Genomic DNA, 16,595 nt, shown 5'->3' with positions numbered 1-16,595 from the left:
CGCAAAGTGTTACTCAGTGGGGAGTTCGCGCAGGTCGCCCCGGGTAGCACTCAAGCATCCGCGGCCGGGGGGAGGGGACATGGCGGAGACGCCCAGCGGGCCGCCCTCCGCGGGCGGCGGACGGCCGCGACGCCACGGAGCCCGGCGCGGGGGCCGTCCCCAGACGTCGGCGTGGCAGCGGGCCTTCCGGTGCCGGGACGCGCTTCCCGTCAGGAAGCCGCCCGCCCGGTACGCCGACTTCGTCGCGCTGCACGACTCCTTCGACGACGCGGACGCCGCGACCCGCAGGCTCTGGCTGGTCGGGCTCGGCTCGGCTCTGGTCACCGGGATCCTGGCGTTCGGCTCGGCCTACGTGATCCGGATGATGTCCGGCGTGCCCGTCCCGTCCTTCGTGGACCGGACGCTCGGCCCGGGCGGCGCGGGCACCGCCTACGCCATCTGCTCCGCCGCCGTGACGCTGCAGCTCACCGCGCTCGTGCAGATCCTGCTCGCGACCGCGCGGAGACCCGTCCGCGCCTTCCTCTGGACGGGCGGCCTGCTGGTGCTGGCGGTCACGGCCCTGCCGCCGCTGGTCGGCGGCCCCGTCCAGGCGACCGCGGCGACCGGGCTGCTCGACCTGTGCGGCGGCGTCGCCGTCGTCGCGGTGATCGGCGCGGCGGCGTCCACGATCGGCCCGCCGCCGTCGCTCTTCGAACCCTGACCGGACGGCCTCGGACCGGTGGCCCGGTGGTCAGCGGCCGACGGTGATCACGAGGGGGGCGGGGGCGAGGGTCGTCGACACCCGGGTCGGGACGAACCGCCGCCGGACCTGGTGCTGAAACGGCTCGGCCGGGGCCAGCACCCGGAACTCGCGGTGCAGCCCGGACATGCCCATCACCAGGTGGACGTCCCAGCGTCCGCGCGGCAGCGGGTCGTCGATGAACGAGCGGGTCAGCGGGACGGCGGCGGTGTAGGTGAGCAGGCCGTCCACATGGACGATCCGGACGAACGCGTCGTACTCGCGGCTGGTGTGCGGATCGCGCAGCGACATCCACGCCGTCACCAGGGCCCCGGAGTCCGGCAGGACGAGGCGGCCGCCGATCATCAGCTCCTCGTCCCGGTCGTTCCAGGTCAGCGTGTCGGCCTGGCAGTCCCCGGCGGTGCGGGGCTCGCCGCCGACGTCCAGGGCGAGCTGGCCGTGCCGGTCGAAGTACACCGTGACCGGCGTGGAGCCGGGCAGGAACCGGCGCTTCGGGACGCCGTCCAGCGGGGTCGCCGCGGCAGCGCGCAGCGGGGTGACGCGCGCGCCGTCGGGGGACTCGACGACGAGGTCCAGGTCCCACACCCCGTGGGGGAGCGTCGCGCCGGACAGAGCGGTGGCCAGGTCGACGTCCGCGTCGAACGCCGTCCCGTCGTCGTCGTGCGCGGCGACGACGGAGATCGGCAGCACCCGCTCACCGTCCCGCTCGCGGACCAGGACCACCAGGTCGGGGGCGGCGACCCGGACGCCGGGCACCCGCCCGCGCAGACGCAGCACGCCGTTCGTCCAGTCCACCTCGGTCAGGTACGGCTCGTCCATCCCGTCCCCCCGCGTCCGCTCCACCACTCGGAGATCATCTACCCGGAGGAACGGCGGCGCGCACTCGGGGTCGTCCTCGCTCACGGACCGTCGCCGTTCATGAGACGTGGCCGTTCGTGAGACGTGGCCGTTCACGGAACGCCGCCCGTTCATGGGACGCCGCCCCGTTCGTGAGACGCCGCCCGTTCATGGGACGACCGTCACAGGCCAGCGCCCGGCGCGGACCAGCCGCACCGCGACCGACCCGACCAGCCGGTGGCCCGCCTGAGCGGACGCGCCGACCACCACGGCGTCCGCGCGCTCCTCGTCGGCGATCCTGGTCAGGACCGAGGCGGGGTCGCCGGGCTCCCTGCGGAGCTCGTAGGCCACGGGCGCCCGCTCGGACGCCTTCTCCAGTTCGGCCCGCAGCTCGTCGGCGACCTGCTCGGACGCCTCGCGCATCACCGCCGCGCCACCGGGCGTCAGCGTGCACATCGCGACGGTCTGCACCACGTACACCAGCACCAGGCGGCCGCCCGACCTGCGGGCGAGGCCCCACGCGTACGCGGCCGCGTGCAGGGACGGGTCGGAGCCGTCCACGCCGCACACGATGACTTTCGGCCCGTCGGTGGCCAGTTCGAACACGCTTACCAGGCTATCGGGGGATCAGGCGTGCCAGAAGCTCCGGGAGGTGGAGGGAACCGGCGTCCAAGGCGGCATACATCTCTTCCAGCTCCGCATAGCCCAGGTCGCGGGCGACGGCGAGGGCGTCGCCGCGCGCCTCGGCGGCGAGCAGGTCGACGCGCCGCCCGGCCAGGGCCTCGGCGAGGCGCCGCCGGCCTGTGTCGGCGGACCGTTCGGCGTGGTGCCGGGCGAGCCATTCGGAGATCCCCACGCGCGCGTGGGCGGTCACCGCGAAGTCCAGCCAGTCGGCGGACGGCGCGGCGCCAGGGCCGGTCAGCACCTCGACAACGTTCCCGTTGCGGAGTTCGACGGACAGGGGCGCCAGACGGCCGTTGACCAGCGCGCCGATGGAACGTTCCCCCGACCCGCCGTCCAGGGCGTAGGCGAAGTCCAGGGCGGTCGCGCCCTCGGGCAGGGTGACCATCCGGCCGTCCGAGGTGAACGCGGCGACCGTGCCGGCCGCGAGGTCGGCGCGCAGGCCGTCCAGGAACCGGTCGGACGGCGCGGCGGACTGCCAGGCCAGCAGCCGGCTCAGCCAGACCAGGTCGCGGCGGCCCGCCACCTCCCGCCCGGCCGCGTGGTCGCCCGCCTCCCGGACGCTCGCGACGATCCCGTACTCGGCGAGCGGGTGCATCGCCCGGTTCCGGATGATCACTTCGAGGGGGTCGCCGTCCGGGCTGACCACGCGGGTGTGCAGCGACCGGTACAGGTTGTCCTTCGGCATCGCGATGTGGTCGCGGAGCCTCCCGGGGATCGGGTGCAGGACGGAGTGGACCGCCCCGAGCGCGACGTAGCAGTCGGTGTCCGGGCCGTCCACGAGGATCAGGAGCCGGGCCGCCTCGCCCGGCCGCAGCCCGTCGACGTCCCCGCCGCGCGCCTTGTGCACCGCGTACAGGTGCCGCGGGCGGACGCACGTCTCCCCGGTCACCTGGTGGCCGCGCAGCGCGGGTCCGATCCGTCCGATCGCCGGGCCGAACACGGCCGGGCCGCGCGCGAGCGCCGCGGCGACCGCGTGGGCCGCGGCGGCGTGCCCGTCGGGGTCGCGGGCGGCGAACGCCAGGTCGTCCATCTCCCGCTGCAGCACCCGGATGCCGAGGCGCTCGGCGAACGGGACGAGCAGCTCGTGCGAGGCCGTGGCGATCCGGATCCGCTTCTCCGGCGGCTGGAAGCCGAGCGTGCGCAGGTTGTGCAGCCGGTCGGCCAGCTTGATCACCAGGACCCGCAGGTCCGCCGCGGCGGCCAGCACGATCTTGCGGAACGTCTCGGCCTCGGCCCGCGCGCCCCAGCGCTCGCCGTCCAGCTTGGTCACCCCGTCCACCAGGACGGCCACCTCGTCGCCGAAGTCGGCGCGCAGCTCGCCCAGCGTGTACGGGGTGTCCTCGACGGTGTCGTGCAGCAGGGCCGCGACGAGCGTCGCGGTGTCCATGCCCATCCCGGCGAGGATGGTCGCGACCGCGAGCGGATGGGTGATGTAGGGCGCGCCCGACTTGCGCAGCTGCCCCCGGTGCAGCCGTTCGGCGACGCCGTAGCCCCGAACGATCTCGCGCTCGTCCCGTCCGGGGCAGACCGACCGGTACTGCGCCAGCAGCGGCGCGAGGGCCGGGTCGCGGGGACCGCCGGTGGTCCGGCCCCCGGGCGCGTGCGGTCCCGCGGCGCGCGGCGGACGTCGGCGCGCGCCGTACGTGTGCTGGTGGGGCGTGCGTTCCCGCACGCCGCGGACTCTCATCGTCCACCCGCCTGACACCGGCCCGTGGCGTGGATGCTACGGGGTGTAACTGGCATTATGCGCGAAGTGTCAGCCCGCGCGCGAGAGGCCCCGGGGCGGGAGCCTCCGCGGCGTGCCGGGGACGGGCCGTGCCGGCGCGCGGAGGTCATTCGATCGTCCCTGATCGTCAATCATTGTCGAATGGACGCGCGCCGCCAGGAATGATTCACGCGATCTCGCGATGATGGGCCGCCGGGTTCGTGATCGTCCGGTGTCGGCGACCTTGCTGGTGGTGGAGTTGTTGGTCAATATGTTCCCGTTCGCCAGTCTTTGGCGGACAAGGGTTCCGCGCTCGCGGAGTCGGGGACGGGGTGCTGCTCGCCGGACCGTCCGGCCGCCGGACGCGGGCCCGTCGGGTGATCGGTGTCGGCGGACGTGTGGTCCGTCCGTGGCGGCGCCTCGCGAATCCGGACGGTCGTGAATTCCTGACCGATGGCAATTGATAGGCCCGATGTAAACCTTTCCGCCATGTGTCGCCCGCGCTGAATGCCGGGAGGTCGTCGAGAAGTGGTGCATGGATCGGGGGAGACGTCCGGAAGGGGATTGGCGGACAGGGAAGGATGCCCGCTTCCGGCCACGGCGGACGTGGCGTCGAGCATGCGTTCGCTCCCTGGCGGTCCAGGTCTGGTTTCCGTCAAGGGACGGTCCAGAGACCCTCCGGAGTGGGCGTGGGGGCATGAGCGAGGCGTGTCGCCCTCGGTGGTCATGAGTTCACCGACCGTAGTCTTGCGACTCATCGCGGTCCCCTCCTGCGGAAGGGCGCGCCGCGGTGCGCAACGTACGAGGGCCAGGGTTGTTCGAGCCGTGCCGGCCTCCAGGGTCGGGCCGGGCACGGAACGGCGGGGGGCAGTGCATGACGGCTGAGGTGGATCCGGGCGGCGTGTTCGGGCGAGGGCCGGGAGACCGGCCCCGCCGGCCGGACGTGGAGGTCGTCGGGGTCGGGCCGTTCGGCCGGCCCGCGCCCCACCTGGCCGCCGCGGTCTGCAGGGCGGGCGGCCTCGGCGTCCTCGACCTGGGCACCGACCGGGCCGCCGCGCTGGCCGCCCTCGCCGACCTCAGCCGCTGGTGGCGGGGCGATTTCGGGGTGCGGGTCCCGGCCGGGTGCGGGGTGCGCCCGGACGAGCTGCCCCAGCACGTCCGGACCGTCCTGCTGGACGCGGTGTCCCTCGACGACACCATCGCCTACGCGCGCGGGCGCAGGCTCCTCGTGGAGGTCGTGGACGCCGCCGAGGCGCACGCCGCGCGCGCGAGCGCGGGCGCCGACGGCCTCATCGCGCGCGGCTGCGAGGCGGGCGGACGGGTCGGCGACCTCACCACGTTCGTCCTGCTCCAGCACCTGCTGGGAGATCCCGAGGTCACCGTCCCGGTGCTCGCGGCGGGCGGCATCGGCCCGCACACCGCCGCGGCCGCCGTCGCAGGCGGCGCGGCGGGCGTCGTCCTGGACGTCCAGCTCGCCCTGGTCCGCGAGTGCGAGCTGCCGCGCGACGTCGCGGACGCCCTGCGCGCCATGGACGGCAGCGAGACGCGCGTGACCGGCGGCCACCGGATCTTCACCCGGCCGGACCTGCCCGACTTCGACCTGTCCGGGCTCTCCCCGGCCGAGGCGAACGCGCGGCTCGGCGCGTCCGGGCTGCACGTCAAGGCGCTGCCGGTCGGCCAGGACGGGTTCCTCGCCGCCGCGCTCGGTGACCGGCACCGGACCGCGGGCGGCGTGGTCCAGGCCGTCCGGGAGCAGGTCGGGGAGCATCTGCGCGCCGCGCTCACGGCCCGTCCGCTCGCGCCCCGCGACAACCCGCCGGGCACGGCGATCAGCCGCGACTACCCGGTCGTGCAGGGGCCGATGACGCGGGTCAGCGACCGGTCCGCGTTCGCCGCCGCCATCGCCCAGGACGGCGGCCTGCCGTTCCTCGCGCTCGCGCTGATGGGCGGGGACGAGGTGCGCGACCTGCTGGCCGACACCGCCGACCGGCTCGGCGGGCGGCCGTGGGGCGTCGGCGTCCTCGGGTTCGCGCCGCCGGAGGTGCGCGAGGCGCAGATCGAGGCCGTCCTCGCCGCGCGGCCGCCGTACGCGCTGATCGCGGGCGGACGCCCGGCCCAGGCGGCGCCGCTGGAGGACGCCGGGATCTCCACCTACCTGCACGTCCCGTCGCCCGGCCTGCTGGAGCGGTTCCTCGGCGAGGGCGCCCGCAAGTTCGTGTTCGAGGGCCTGGAGTGCGGCGGGCACGTCGGCCCGCGCGCGAGCTTCCCGCTGTGGGAGGCGCAGGTCCAGCGGCTCGTCGAGTTCGCCGACCGGACGCCGGGCGCGGCGGACGAGATGTCGGTGCTGTTCGCGGGAGGGATCCACGACGAGCGGTCCGGCGCGATGGTCGCCGCCCTCGCCGGCCCGCTCGCCGAGCGCGGCGCGGACGTCCGCGTCCTCATGGGCACCGCGTACCTGTTCACCTACGAGGCCGTCGCGGCCGGCGCGATCATGCCCGGCTTCCAGAAGACCGCCGTCGAGTGCGCCGGGACGACCCTCCTGGAGACCTCGCCGGGCCACGCCACGCGCTGCGCCCGCACCCCCTACGTCGAAGCGTTCGAGCAGGCCAGGCAGGGTCTGGAGGACGCCGGGACGACCCGCAGGCGGATGTGGGAGCAGCTGGAGGAGCTGAACCTCGGCCGGCTCCGGATCGCGGCCAAGGGCCTGCGCCGCGGGCAGGGCGGCGGCGCCCTGGAGACCGTCGGCGGCGCCGAGCAGGCCCGCGAGGGCATGTACATGATCGGCCAGGTCGCTGCGCTGCGGTCGGCGACCACGAGCATCACCGGACTGCACGAGCAGGTCACCTCGGGCGCGCTGCGGTTCCTGGAGTCCCGTGCCGCCGCGCTCGGGGTGACCACCCCCGGCGAGGACGCGTCCGGGACCGGCGCCGCGCCGCTGGACGTCGCGATCGTCGGCATCGGCTGCGTGTTCCCCGGGGCCCCGGAAGCCGCCGACTACTGGGCGAACATCGTGCGCGGCGTGGACGCCGTCACCGAGGTCCCGGCCGACCGCTGGGACCCGGAGGTCTTCTTCGACCCGGCGAGCCGGGACGGCGAGAAGAGCCCGTCCAAGTGGGGCGGGTTCGTGCCGGACGTCCCGTTCGACGCGTTCGCCTACGGCATCCCGCCGAACTCCCTGGGCAGCGTCGAGCCCGTGCAGCTGCTCGCCCTGGAGGTCGCGTCGCGCGCGCTGCGCGACGCGGGCTACGACGAGCGCCCGTTCGACCGGTCGCGCACCTCGGTGGTGTTCGGCGCGGAGGCCGGGACGGAACTCGGCACCGCCTACTCGGCCCGCGCGATCCTGCCGAAGTTCTACGGCCAGGTGCCGCCGGGCGTGGACGAGCAGCTCCCGAGGCTCACCGAGGACTCGGTGCCCGGCGTCCTCACCAACGTGATCGCCGGGCGGATCGCCAACCGGCTCGACCTCGGCGGCGCGAACTACACCGTGGACGCCGCGTGCGCCGCGTCCCTCGCCGCGCTCGACGCCGCCTGCAAGGAGCTGGTGTCCGGGGCGGCCGACATGGTGCTGTGCGGTGGCGCCGACCTGCACAACGGCATCAACAACTACCTGCTGTTCTCGTCGGTCCACGCGCTCTCCCGGAAGGGCCGCTGCGCCACGTTCGACGCGTCCGCCGACGGGATCGCGCTCGGCGAGGGCGTCGCGTGCGTGGTGCTGAAGCGGCTCGCGGACGCAGAGCGCGACGGCGACCGGATCTACGCGGTGGTCAAGTCCGTGGCCGGGTCGTCCGACGGGCGCTCGCTCGGCCTCACCGCGCCGCGCGTCCAGGGGCAGCGGCTCGCGCTGGACCGCGCCTACGGGCGCGCCGGGATCGCCCCCTCGCGGGTCGGGCTGCTCGAGGCGCACGGCACCGGCACCGAGGTCGGCGACCGGACGGAGCTGACCACCCTCACCGAGACGTTCACCGAGGCCGGGGCCGTGCCGGGCGGCATCACGCTCGGCTCGGTCAAGTCCCAGATCGGGCACACCAAGTGCGCCGCCGGGCTCGCCGGGCTGATCAAGACGGCGTACGCGCTGCACTCCGGCGTGCTGCCCGGCACCCTGCACCTCACCGAGCCGAACCGGGCGTGGGGCGGGCCGTCCAGCCCGTTCGCGTTCGGCCGGACGACCCGTCCGTGGGCCGCCGCGCCGGGCGAGCGGTTCGCGGGCCTGTCCGGGTTCGGGTTCGGCGGGTCCAACTTCCACGCCGTCCTCGCCGGGTACGACGGCGCGCCCGAACCGGTCTCCGGCGTGGCCGCCTGGCCCGCCGAGCTCCTGCTCGTCCGGGGCGCGGACCGGGACGCCGCGCGCGCCGAGATCGACCGGCTCGCCGCCCTGGCGGACGTGCCGGGCGCCCGCCTGCGCGACCTGGCCCGGACGTTCGCCGAGCCGAACCCGGCCCGCGTGCAGGTCGCGATCGTCGCGTCCGGCCTTCCCGACCTGCGCGCCAAGCTCGAGGCGGCGCGCGGGTTCCGGGCCGTTCCGGGCGTGGCCGTCGCGCCCGCGAAGGCGGGGGAGACCGGCAAGGTCGCGTTCCTCTACCCGGGCCAGGGCAGCCAGCGGCCGAACATGCTCGCCGACCTGTTCGTCGCGTTCCCGCGGCTCCAGCGCCTGCTCCGGCTCGCGGACGGACGGCACGCGCGGGCGATGTTCCCGCCCGCCGCGTTCACCGAGGACGACGAGCGCGCCCAGTTCGAGGCGATCACCGACACCCGTGCCGCGCAGCCCGCGCTCGGCATCGCGGGCCTCGCCGCGCACCGGCTGCTGACCGAGCTGGGCGTCCGGCCCGACCTCGCCGCCGGGCACAGCTACGGCGAGCTCGTCGCGCTGGCCGCCGCGGGCGTCTTCGGCGAGGACGACCTGGTCGAGCTGTCGGAGGCCCGCGCCGAGGCGATCCTCGACGCCGCCACCACGCACGGCGACGACCCCGGCTCGATGGTCGCCTGCGCCGGGACCCTGGACGAGGTCCGGGCGGCGATGGCGGGCATCTCCGAGCTGGTCATCGCCAACCACAACGCGCCCCGGCAGGTCGTCATCTCCGGGTCGACGCCCGCGCTCGAACAGGCCCTGCAGGCCCTGTCCGCGCGCCGGATCGCGGCGCGGCGGATCCCGGTCGCGGCGGCCTTCCACAGCCCGCTCGTCGGCGGCGCCGCGGCGACGCTGCGCTCCGAGCTGTCCGGCCGGGACCTGCGCTCGCCCGCGTTCCCGGTCTGGTCCAACACCACCGCCGAGCCCTACGAGTCCGAGCCCGCCGAGCTGCGCGCGACGCTCGCCGGGCAGGTCTCGGCGCCGGTCCGGTTCGTCGAGCAGATCGAGGCGATGTACGAGGCGGGCGCGCGGGTGTTCGTCGAGGCCGGTCCGGGCCGGGTGCTGACCCACCTGGTCGGCGAGATCCTCGGCGACCGCCCGCACACCGCCGTGGCCTGCGACGCGCCCGGCGAGGACGGCGTCGTGCGGCTGCTGCACGCGCTCGCCGACCTGGCCGTCGCGGGCGTCCCGGTGGACGCCGGGGCGCTGTTCGCCGGTCGCGACGCCCGCGTCCTGTCGGCCGCGCACCCGCCCGCGGTGCCCGGCTGGATCGTCAACGGCCACCTCGTCCGGACCGCCGACGGCGCCCATCTGACGAACTCGCTGCGTCCCGCCGAGCGGGTCACGCTCCCCTCTTCGGGAGGTCCCATGCCCACCGCCGGCCATCCGGAGGCCGCGAGCGCCGCCCACTCCGCCGCAGGCGCTGCCCATTCCGCCGCGGGCGCCGCCCACTCGGCCGCCGCGGGCGCTCCGGTTCAGGATCCGCTCCACACGGCCGTCCTCGCGTACCTGCGCAACAGCCGCGAGCTGATCGCCGCGCAGCGGGACGTGGTCCTCGGCCTGATCAACAGGAACGCGTCGCCCCCCGCGCGCTCCGGCGGGCCGACCGTGCCGCCGCCCCGGCCCGTGGTCTCCGGTGACGCGGTGGTTTCCGGGAGTGACGCGGTGGTCCCCGGGGATGCGGCAGTCTCCGGGCATGTCGTTCCGCAGCCGCTGTCCGCGACGCCGCCCGTTCCGGCTCCGGGGGCGGTTCCGCTCGTCCGGACGCCTCCGGACGAGCGGCCTGCCGCGCCTGGGGCGTCCGTGCCCGGCCCGGAGGAGATCCACGCGACCGTGCTGTCGGTGATCGGCGGCCGGACGGGCTACCCCGAGGCGATGCTCGGCTCCGATCTCGACCTCGAGGCGGACCTGTCGATCGACTCCATCAAGCGCACCGAGATCATCGGTGAGCTGGCGGACCGGGTCGGGCTCGCCGCGGCGGGCGCGCGCCTGGACGAGGCGGTCGTCGAGCAGCTCGCCGGGATCAAGACCATCGGCGAGATCGTCGCGTGGATCGGCGCCCGGCTCACCCCGTCCGTGAACGGGTCGGCTCCGAAGGCGGCCGTCGCGGCCGCCGAGACGGCCGCGGACACCGCGCCGCCGTCCCCGGAGCCCGCCGGAGAGGCGGTGGTGCCGCCCGTGCGGCAGGTCGTCCGGCTGGAGGGGCTGCCCGCGCTGCCCACGCCCGAGGTCGTGCCCGGACGGTTCGACGGGCGCGTGTTCGCGATCGTGGACGACGGCTGCGGCATCGCGCTGGAGCTCGCCGACCTGCTCGAACAGCAGGGCGCGCAGGTGCGGACGTCGCTGGAGGCGGGCGAGGCGTGCGACGGTCTGATCCACCTCGCCGCGCTGCGGCCGGGCGGCGGGCCGGTGCTGCCGGGCGCGTACGCCGGGATCCGGGAGACGCTGCTGACCGGGCCGAGCTGGCTGATCCTCGGCACCGGGGCGGGCGGCGCGTTCGGGCGCGGCTTCGACGGCGGCGTCGGCGACCCGACGCCGGGCGCGGGGCTGCGCGGCCTCGCCCGGACGCTCGCCAAAGAGTTCCCCGAGACGCTCGTCCGGGCCGTGGACGTGGACACCAAGGAGAGCCCGCGCACGATCGCGCTGCGCCTGCTGGCCGAGCTGCTCGCGCCCGGACGCCCGGTCGAGGTCGGGTACGAGGGCGACGTCCGGCAGACGCTGGTGCTCGTCCGGGAGGAGCTGCCGTCCGTACCGGGGGCGGCCGGGCCGGAGCTCGGGCCGGACGGCGTCGTCCTGCTGACCGGCGGCGCGCGGGGCATCACCGCGCGGGTCGCGCTGGAGCTGGCGCGGACGACCGGCTGCCGGATCGAGCTGCTGGGCCGGACGCCGGAGCCGGGCGCCGAGGATCCCGAACTGGCGGACGCGCCGGACGAGGCCGCGCTGCGCCGCGCCCTGGTCGCGCGGGGCGGCCGCACACCGGCGGAGATCGAGGCGCGGATCCGGAGCGTCCTCGCGGCGCGGGAGATCCGCGCGAACCTCGCGGCGCTGCGCGAGCACGCGGCCGAGGTGCGGTACCACCCGGTGGACGTGCGGGACGCGCAGGCCGTCCGGGCCGTCGTCGAGGACGCCTACCGCCGCTATGGACGGCTCGACGGCGTCGTCCACGGCGCGGGCCTGGTCGAGGACCGGCTCGTCCGCGACAAGACGCCCGAGTCGTTCGGCGCGGTGTACGGGACGAAGCTCTCCGGCGCGTCCGCGCTCGTCTCCGCCGTCCGGTCCGACCTGCGGTTCTTCGTCGTGTTCGGCAGCGTCTCGGGCGTGTACGGGAACCGCGGGCAGGCCGACTACGCGGCCGCGAACGACGCCTGCGACACCCTCGCGCGCGTCTGGCGGACGCGGCTGCGCGGCCGGGTCCTGGTCGCCGACTGGGGGCCGTGGGCCGGGGGCGGCATGGTGTCGCCGGAGATCGCCCGCGAGTACGCCCGGCGCGGCGTCGCGCTCGTCGACCCGGACGCCGCCGTCGCCGCGCTCCTGCGCGAGATCGCCTCCGGGGACGAGTCGCAGGTCGTGCTCGCCGGCACCGTCGCGGACCCTGCGGGAGCCGCCGGGGCGAACGGCTCGTCCGGCGGCGGTGACGCCGGGCGCGGCCGCGTCCACGAGCGCGACGCCGGGGCGACCTCGTGACGAGCGGCGGCGAGCCGATCGCCGTCGTCGGGCTCGGGGCGGTCTACCCCGGCGCGGGCTCCGCGGCGGAACTGTGGGCGAACGTCCGGGCGGGTGTGGACGCGATCACCGACGTCCCGCCGCACCGCTGGGACCCCGCGCTCTACCACGACCCGTCCGCCTACGACGGGCCCGCGCGCGCCGACCGGTTCTACTGCCGCCGCGGCGGCTTCGTGGACGACCTCGCCACCGCCGACCCGGCGCGGTTCGGGATCAGGCCCGCCGCGGTGCCCGGGATCGAGCCGGACCAGCTGCTCGCGCTGCGCACCGCCGCCGAGGCCATCGCGGACGCGGGCGGCGACGAGCGGCTGCGCGACCGGGCGCGGGTGGGCGTGGTGCTCGGCCGGGGCGGCCACATCGGCCCCGGGCTGGCCCGCCTGGACCAGCGGGTCACGGCGTTCCACCAGGTCGCGGCCATTCTCACCGAGCTGCTGCCGGACCTGCCCGCGGGTCGGCTCGAGCAGATCCGGGAGGCGTTCCACACCCGGCTCGGCCCCGAGGCCCCGGACGCCTCGGACGGCGTCGTCCCGAACCCCGTGGCGTCGCGCGTTGCGAACCGGTTCGACCTGCGAGGCCCGGCCTACACGGTCGACGCGGCGTGCGCGTCCTCGCTGATCGCGGTCGAGCACGCGGTGCGGGCGCTGCGCTCGGGGCAGTGCGACGCGATGCTCGCCGGGGCCGTCCACCACTCCCACCACGCCACGCTCTGGAGCGTGTTCAGCCGGCTCAGGGCGCTGTCGCCGACCGGGATGATCCGCCCGCTGGACCGGGCCGCCGACGGGACGCTGCTGTCCGAGGGCACCGGCATGGCGCTGCTGAAACGGCTGCCGGACGCGCTGCGCGCCGGCGACAAGATCTACGCGGTGATCCGCGGTGCCGGGTCGTCCAGCGACGGCCGGGCGTCCGGCGTGCTGAACCCGCAGGTGGACGGCCAGGTCCTCGCCCTCGAACGCGCCTGGGCGGACGCCGGGCTCGACCCGTCCGCGCCGGACGCGGCCGGGCTGGTCGAGGCGCACGGCACCGGCGCCCCGGCCGGGGACGCGGCGGAGCTGGCGGCGCTGCTCCGCGTGTTCGGCGAGCGGGGAGGCCCGCTGCACGTCGGCACGGTCAAGTCGATGATCGGGCACGCGATGCCCGCCGCCGGGATGGCCGGGATGATCAAGGCCGCGTGCGCGCTGCGCGACGCCGTCCTGCCGCCGACGCTGCACGTCACCGAGCCGCACCAGGCCATGTCCGGGACGCGGCTGACGCCCGTCCTCTCGGCCGCCGGGTGGGAGCGTCCCGCGCACGGTCCGCGCCGCGCGGTCGTCAACGCCTTCGGGTTCGGAGGGACGAACGCCCACCTCGTCCTGGAGGAGGCCCCGGAGGTCGCGAAGGCGCACCTCGGGCCGCTGCGGGTGCGCAGCGGCGGCGGGGACGGCGAGCGGGTCCTGCGCCTGGCGGCCCGCACGCCCGCCGAACTCGCCGACCTGCTGCGCGCCCCGAACGACGAGCTGCTCGAGCGCTGCGACCAGGAGCCCGCCGACCTGCCCTGCCGCCTCGCGATCGTCGCCCCGGACACCCGCAGGCTCACGCTCGCCCGCGCCGTCGCCGACCGCGGCACCCCCTGGCGCGGACGCGGCGACATCTGGTTCACCCCGAGGCCGCTGCTCGCCTCCGGCGGACGCCTGGTGTTCCTGTTCCCCGGCTTCGAGGCGTCCTTCGCGCCGCGCGTGGACGACGTCGCCGACCACTTCGGCCTAGGACGCCCCGACCTGACCGGACGCACCGACATGCTCGGCCACGCCGCCGACGTGATGGCGGTCGGGCGGCTGCTGGCCGCCGCGCTCGCCGAGACCGGCGTCCGCCCCGACGTCGTCGCGGGCCACAGCCTCGGCGAGTGGACCGCGATGCTCGTCTCCGGGATGTACACCCCGGACGTCATGGAGACCTTCCTCGGCGCGCTCGACCCGGGCGGCCTGCGCGTCCCGGACCTCCTCTACGGCGCGCTCGGCTGCGGCGCCGACCGCGTCCTGGAGGTCCTCGGCACCCGCGCGGACGTGGTGGTCAGCCACGACAACTGCCCGCACCAGTCGGTCGTCTGCGGCGATCCCGACGCCGTCCGGGAGATCCTGCGGCGGTTCGGGTCCGAGGGCGTGCTGGGCCAGGAGCTGCCGTTCCGCACCGGCTTCCACACGCCGATGGCCGCGTCCCTGCTGGAGCAGCTGGGCACCGCGTTCCAGGCGCTCTCCATCCACCCGCCGGACATCCCGATCTGGTCGGCGACGACCGTCGCGCCGTTCCCGGAGGACGAGGCGGACGTCCGCGACCTGGTCCGGCGGCACCTGCTGGAACCGGTCCGGTTCAGCGAGCTCGTGGAGGAGCTGTACGGCGCGGGCGTGCGCGCGTTCGTGCAGGTCGGACCGGGCAGCATCAGCGGGTTCGTGGGCGACCGGCTCGGCGACCGCGAGCACCTGGCGATGGCCGTGAACGTGCCGCAGCGGTCCGGCCTGGCGCAGCTCCGCCGCGTCGCCGCCGCGCTGTGGGCCGAGGGGCACGGCGCGGGCCCGGCCGCCGCGCCGCCGGTCGTCCCGTCCGGGCCGGGCGCGGTGAGGCTCGACCTCGGCGTCCCGGTCGTCCGGCTGGACGGCCTCGTCGCGCCGCTGACGCCGCCCGCGCCCGCGCGTCCGGGGGAGTGGCCGTCGCTGCCCCACACCGACCCGGTCACGGCCGAGCTGGACGCGTTCCTGCGCGAGGCCGTCGACAGCGCCACCGACGTCATGGACGCGCTCCAGAACACCGCGCGGACGCCGTCACCGGCCGTCCCGCAGGCGCCGGCGCCCCCGGCCCCACCCCTGGTTCCGGCGCAGCCGAGGCCGACCGAGCTGACCGTCCGGCGGGTGTTCTCGCTGGACACCATGCCGTACGTCCGCGACCACTGCCTGTTCCGGCAGCCGGTCGACTGGCCCGAGGCGTCCGACGGATTCCCCGTCGTGCCGCTGACGACCCTGCTGGAGACCATGGCGGACGCGGCGCGCGAGCTGTTCCCGGACCTGGTCTGCGTCGGGCTGGAGCAGGTCCGGGCGCTGCGCTGGGTCACCGCCGACCCGCCGACCGGGACCGAGGTCTCGGCGCGGCTGCTGGAGACCGGCGCCGGCGGCCTGCACCGGGTCGAGATCGTCGTCAAGGGGCACACCGACGGGATCGTCCTGCTCGCACCCCGGTACCCGAGCCCGCCCGAGCCGGACCGGACGCCCCTCACCGGCGAGGCTCCGCCGCCCGTCCCCGCCGACCGGTTCTACGCCGAGCGCTGGATGTTCCACGGGCCGCTCTACCAGGGCGTCCGCGAGATCGCCGCGCTCGCCTCGGACGGCGTCCGGGGCGTCCTGACCTCCCTGCCGACGCCCGGCGCGCTGATGGACAACCTCGGCCAGCTCGCCGGCCACTGGATCCAGGTGCACGGCGAGAAGGACCAGACGGTGTTCCCGACCGGCATCGACCGGGTCACCTGGTACGGGCCGCGGCCGCCGGCCGGCGCGCTGCTCCCCGCGACCGTCCGGACCCGCGGCCTCACCTCGACCACACTGCGGAGCGACGGCGAGCTGACCGGCCCGGACGGCCGGGTCTGGTGCCGCGTCGAGGGCTGGACGACACACCGCTTCTACACCGACGAGGAGACCTGGCGGATGAAGTTCACCCCCGAGGTGTCCGGCACCGCCGAACCGCAGCCCGAGGGCTGGGTCCTGGCCCGGGAGCACTGGAACAACGGGTCCTCGCGCGAGCTGCTCATGCGGCAGTACCTCAACGCCGCCGAGCGCCCCGGCTACGAGGCCCTCACCCCGCGCGAGCAGGGCCCCTGGCTGCTGGGCCGGATCGCCGCCAAGGACGCCGTCCGGCACTGGCTTTGGGAGCACGGCCACGGCCCGCTGTTCCCCGCCGAGGTCACCATCAACGACGACGCGTCCGGACGGCCCCGCGCGACCGGCGCGTTCGGCTCCTCGCCCGCGCTGTCGGTCGCGCAGACCGACGAACTGGCCGTCGCGCTCGTCCGTCCGGCCGGGCGGACCTGCCACATCGAGATCACCCGCGCCGACGCGCGCCCCGCGGACCCCGTGGCGGATCACGCGGGTTCCGCGGGGACGGGCTCGCGCGAGATCGAGGGCCACGTCGTGACCTGGACGCTCCCGGAGCCCGGCGCGGGCGACGACCGGGACGGCAACCACACCAAGGGAGAGAACAGCACATGACCAGCGGAAACGATGTCCTGGACGAGGTCGTGGCCATGCTGGCCGAGGTCGTCGGCGAGGACTTCCTGCTCGAGCAGACGGTCGGCCCGGACACCACCTTCAACGCCGACCTCGCGCTGGAGAGCATCGAGTTCGTCGCGCTCGCCGAGAGGCTGCAGCGGCACTACGGCGCGCGGATCGAGTTCGCCGCGTTCATCGCCGGGCTGAACCTCGACCAGATCATGGCCATGACGGTCGGCGACCTCACCTCCTACATCGAGGGGCGCCTCGCCGCGTCCCCGGAGGACGCCGCCGACACCTCCGCGGCGTTCGCCTAGGGGCCGGGCACCGTGGCCT

7 protein-coding genes are annotated in these 16,595 nt (G+C 75.9%); 4 read left to right on the top strand and 3 right to left on the bottom strand.

The genetic code is table 11. The features are described 5' to 3' along the window. Positions 1 to 79 precede the first annotated feature (79 nt). Complete coding sequence (locus AB0L06_RS22530; protein WP_500233023.1) at positions 80 to 700, top strand: hypothetical protein; 621 nt, start codon at positions 80 to 82, stop codon at positions 698 to 700. A gap of 30 nt (positions 701 to 730) precedes the next feature. On the opposite strand, the gene AB0L06_RS22525 is transcribed toward AB0L06_RS22530, so the two are convergent. The 3 genes from AB0L06_RS22525 to AB0L06_RS22515 form a co-directional block, all read right to left on the bottom strand. Continuing rightward, positions 731 to 1,582, bottom strand: a complete 852-nt coding sequence (locus tag AB0L06_RS22525) for a hypothetical protein (RefSeq protein WP_500233022.1) — start codon at positions 1,580 to 1,582, stop codon at positions 731 to 733. Between the two features lie 162 nt (positions 1,583 to 1,744). Beyond that, complete coding sequence (locus AB0L06_RS22520) at positions 1,745 to 2,182, bottom strand: universal stress protein (RefSeq protein ID WP_500233021.1); 438 nt, start codon at positions 2,180 to 2,182, stop codon at positions 1,745 to 1,747. 10 nt (positions 2,183 to 2,192) lie between these two features. Continuing rightward, complete coding sequence (locus tag AB0L06_RS22515; RefSeq protein ID WP_500233020.1) at positions 2,193 to 3,932, bottom strand: RelA/SpoT family protein; 1,740 nt, start codon at positions 3,930 to 3,932, stop codon at positions 2,193 to 2,195. 907 nt (positions 3,933 to 4,839) lie between these two features. On the opposite strand from AB0L06_RS22515, the gene AB0L06_RS22510 reads away from it, so the two are divergent. From AB0L06_RS22510 to AB0L06_RS22500, 3 genes are read left to right on the top strand one after another with little or no spacing between them, the layout of a single operon-like run. Beyond that, a complete protein-coding gene (locus tag AB0L06_RS22510) occupies positions 4,840 to 11,994 on the top strand; it encodes an SDR family NAD(P)-dependent oxidoreductase (RefSeq protein WP_500233019.1) in 7,155 nt (2,384 codons plus the stop codon). Continuing rightward, on the top strand, positions 11,991 to 16,259 hold the full coding sequence (locus tag AB0L06_RS22505) for a beta-ketoacyl synthase N-terminal-like domain-containing protein (RefSeq protein ID WP_500233018.1): 4,269 nt from the start codon (positions 11,991 to 11,993) through the stop codon (positions 16,257 to 16,259). Before AB0L06_RS22510 ends, AB0L06_RS22505 begins: the two co-directional genes overlap by 4 nt. After that, entirely contained in the window at positions 16,256 to 16,576 is a 321-nt protein-coding gene (locus AB0L06_RS22500; RefSeq protein ID WP_500233017.1) for an acyl carrier protein, read from the top strand. The genes AB0L06_RS22505 and AB0L06_RS22500 overlap by 4 nt, the downstream gene beginning before the upstream one ends. The last annotated feature ends 19 nt before the right edge of the window (positions 16,577 to 16,595 follow it).

Origin of the sequence: Spirillospora sp. NPDC052269 (assembly GCF_040679435.1) — a bacterium.
Lineage (GTDB): Bacteria > Actinomycetota > Actinomycetes > Streptosporangiales > Streptosporangiaceae > Spirillospora.
This window is presented reverse-complemented; position numbering and strand designations above follow the sequence as displayed.

Coding starts and splice junctions, on each gene's coding strand:
- AB0L06_RS22530 (WP_500233023.1), top strand. CDS start 80: ATGGCGGAGACGCCCAGCGGGCCGCCCTCCGCGGGCGGCGGACGGCCG.
- AB0L06_RS22510 (WP_500233019.1), top strand. CDS start 4,840: ATGACGGCTGAGGTGGATCCGGGCGGCGTGTTCGGGCGAGGGCCGGGA.
- AB0L06_RS22500 (WP_500233017.1), top strand. CDS start 16,256: ATGACCAGCGGAAACGATGTCCTGGACGAGGTCGTGGCCATGCTGGCC.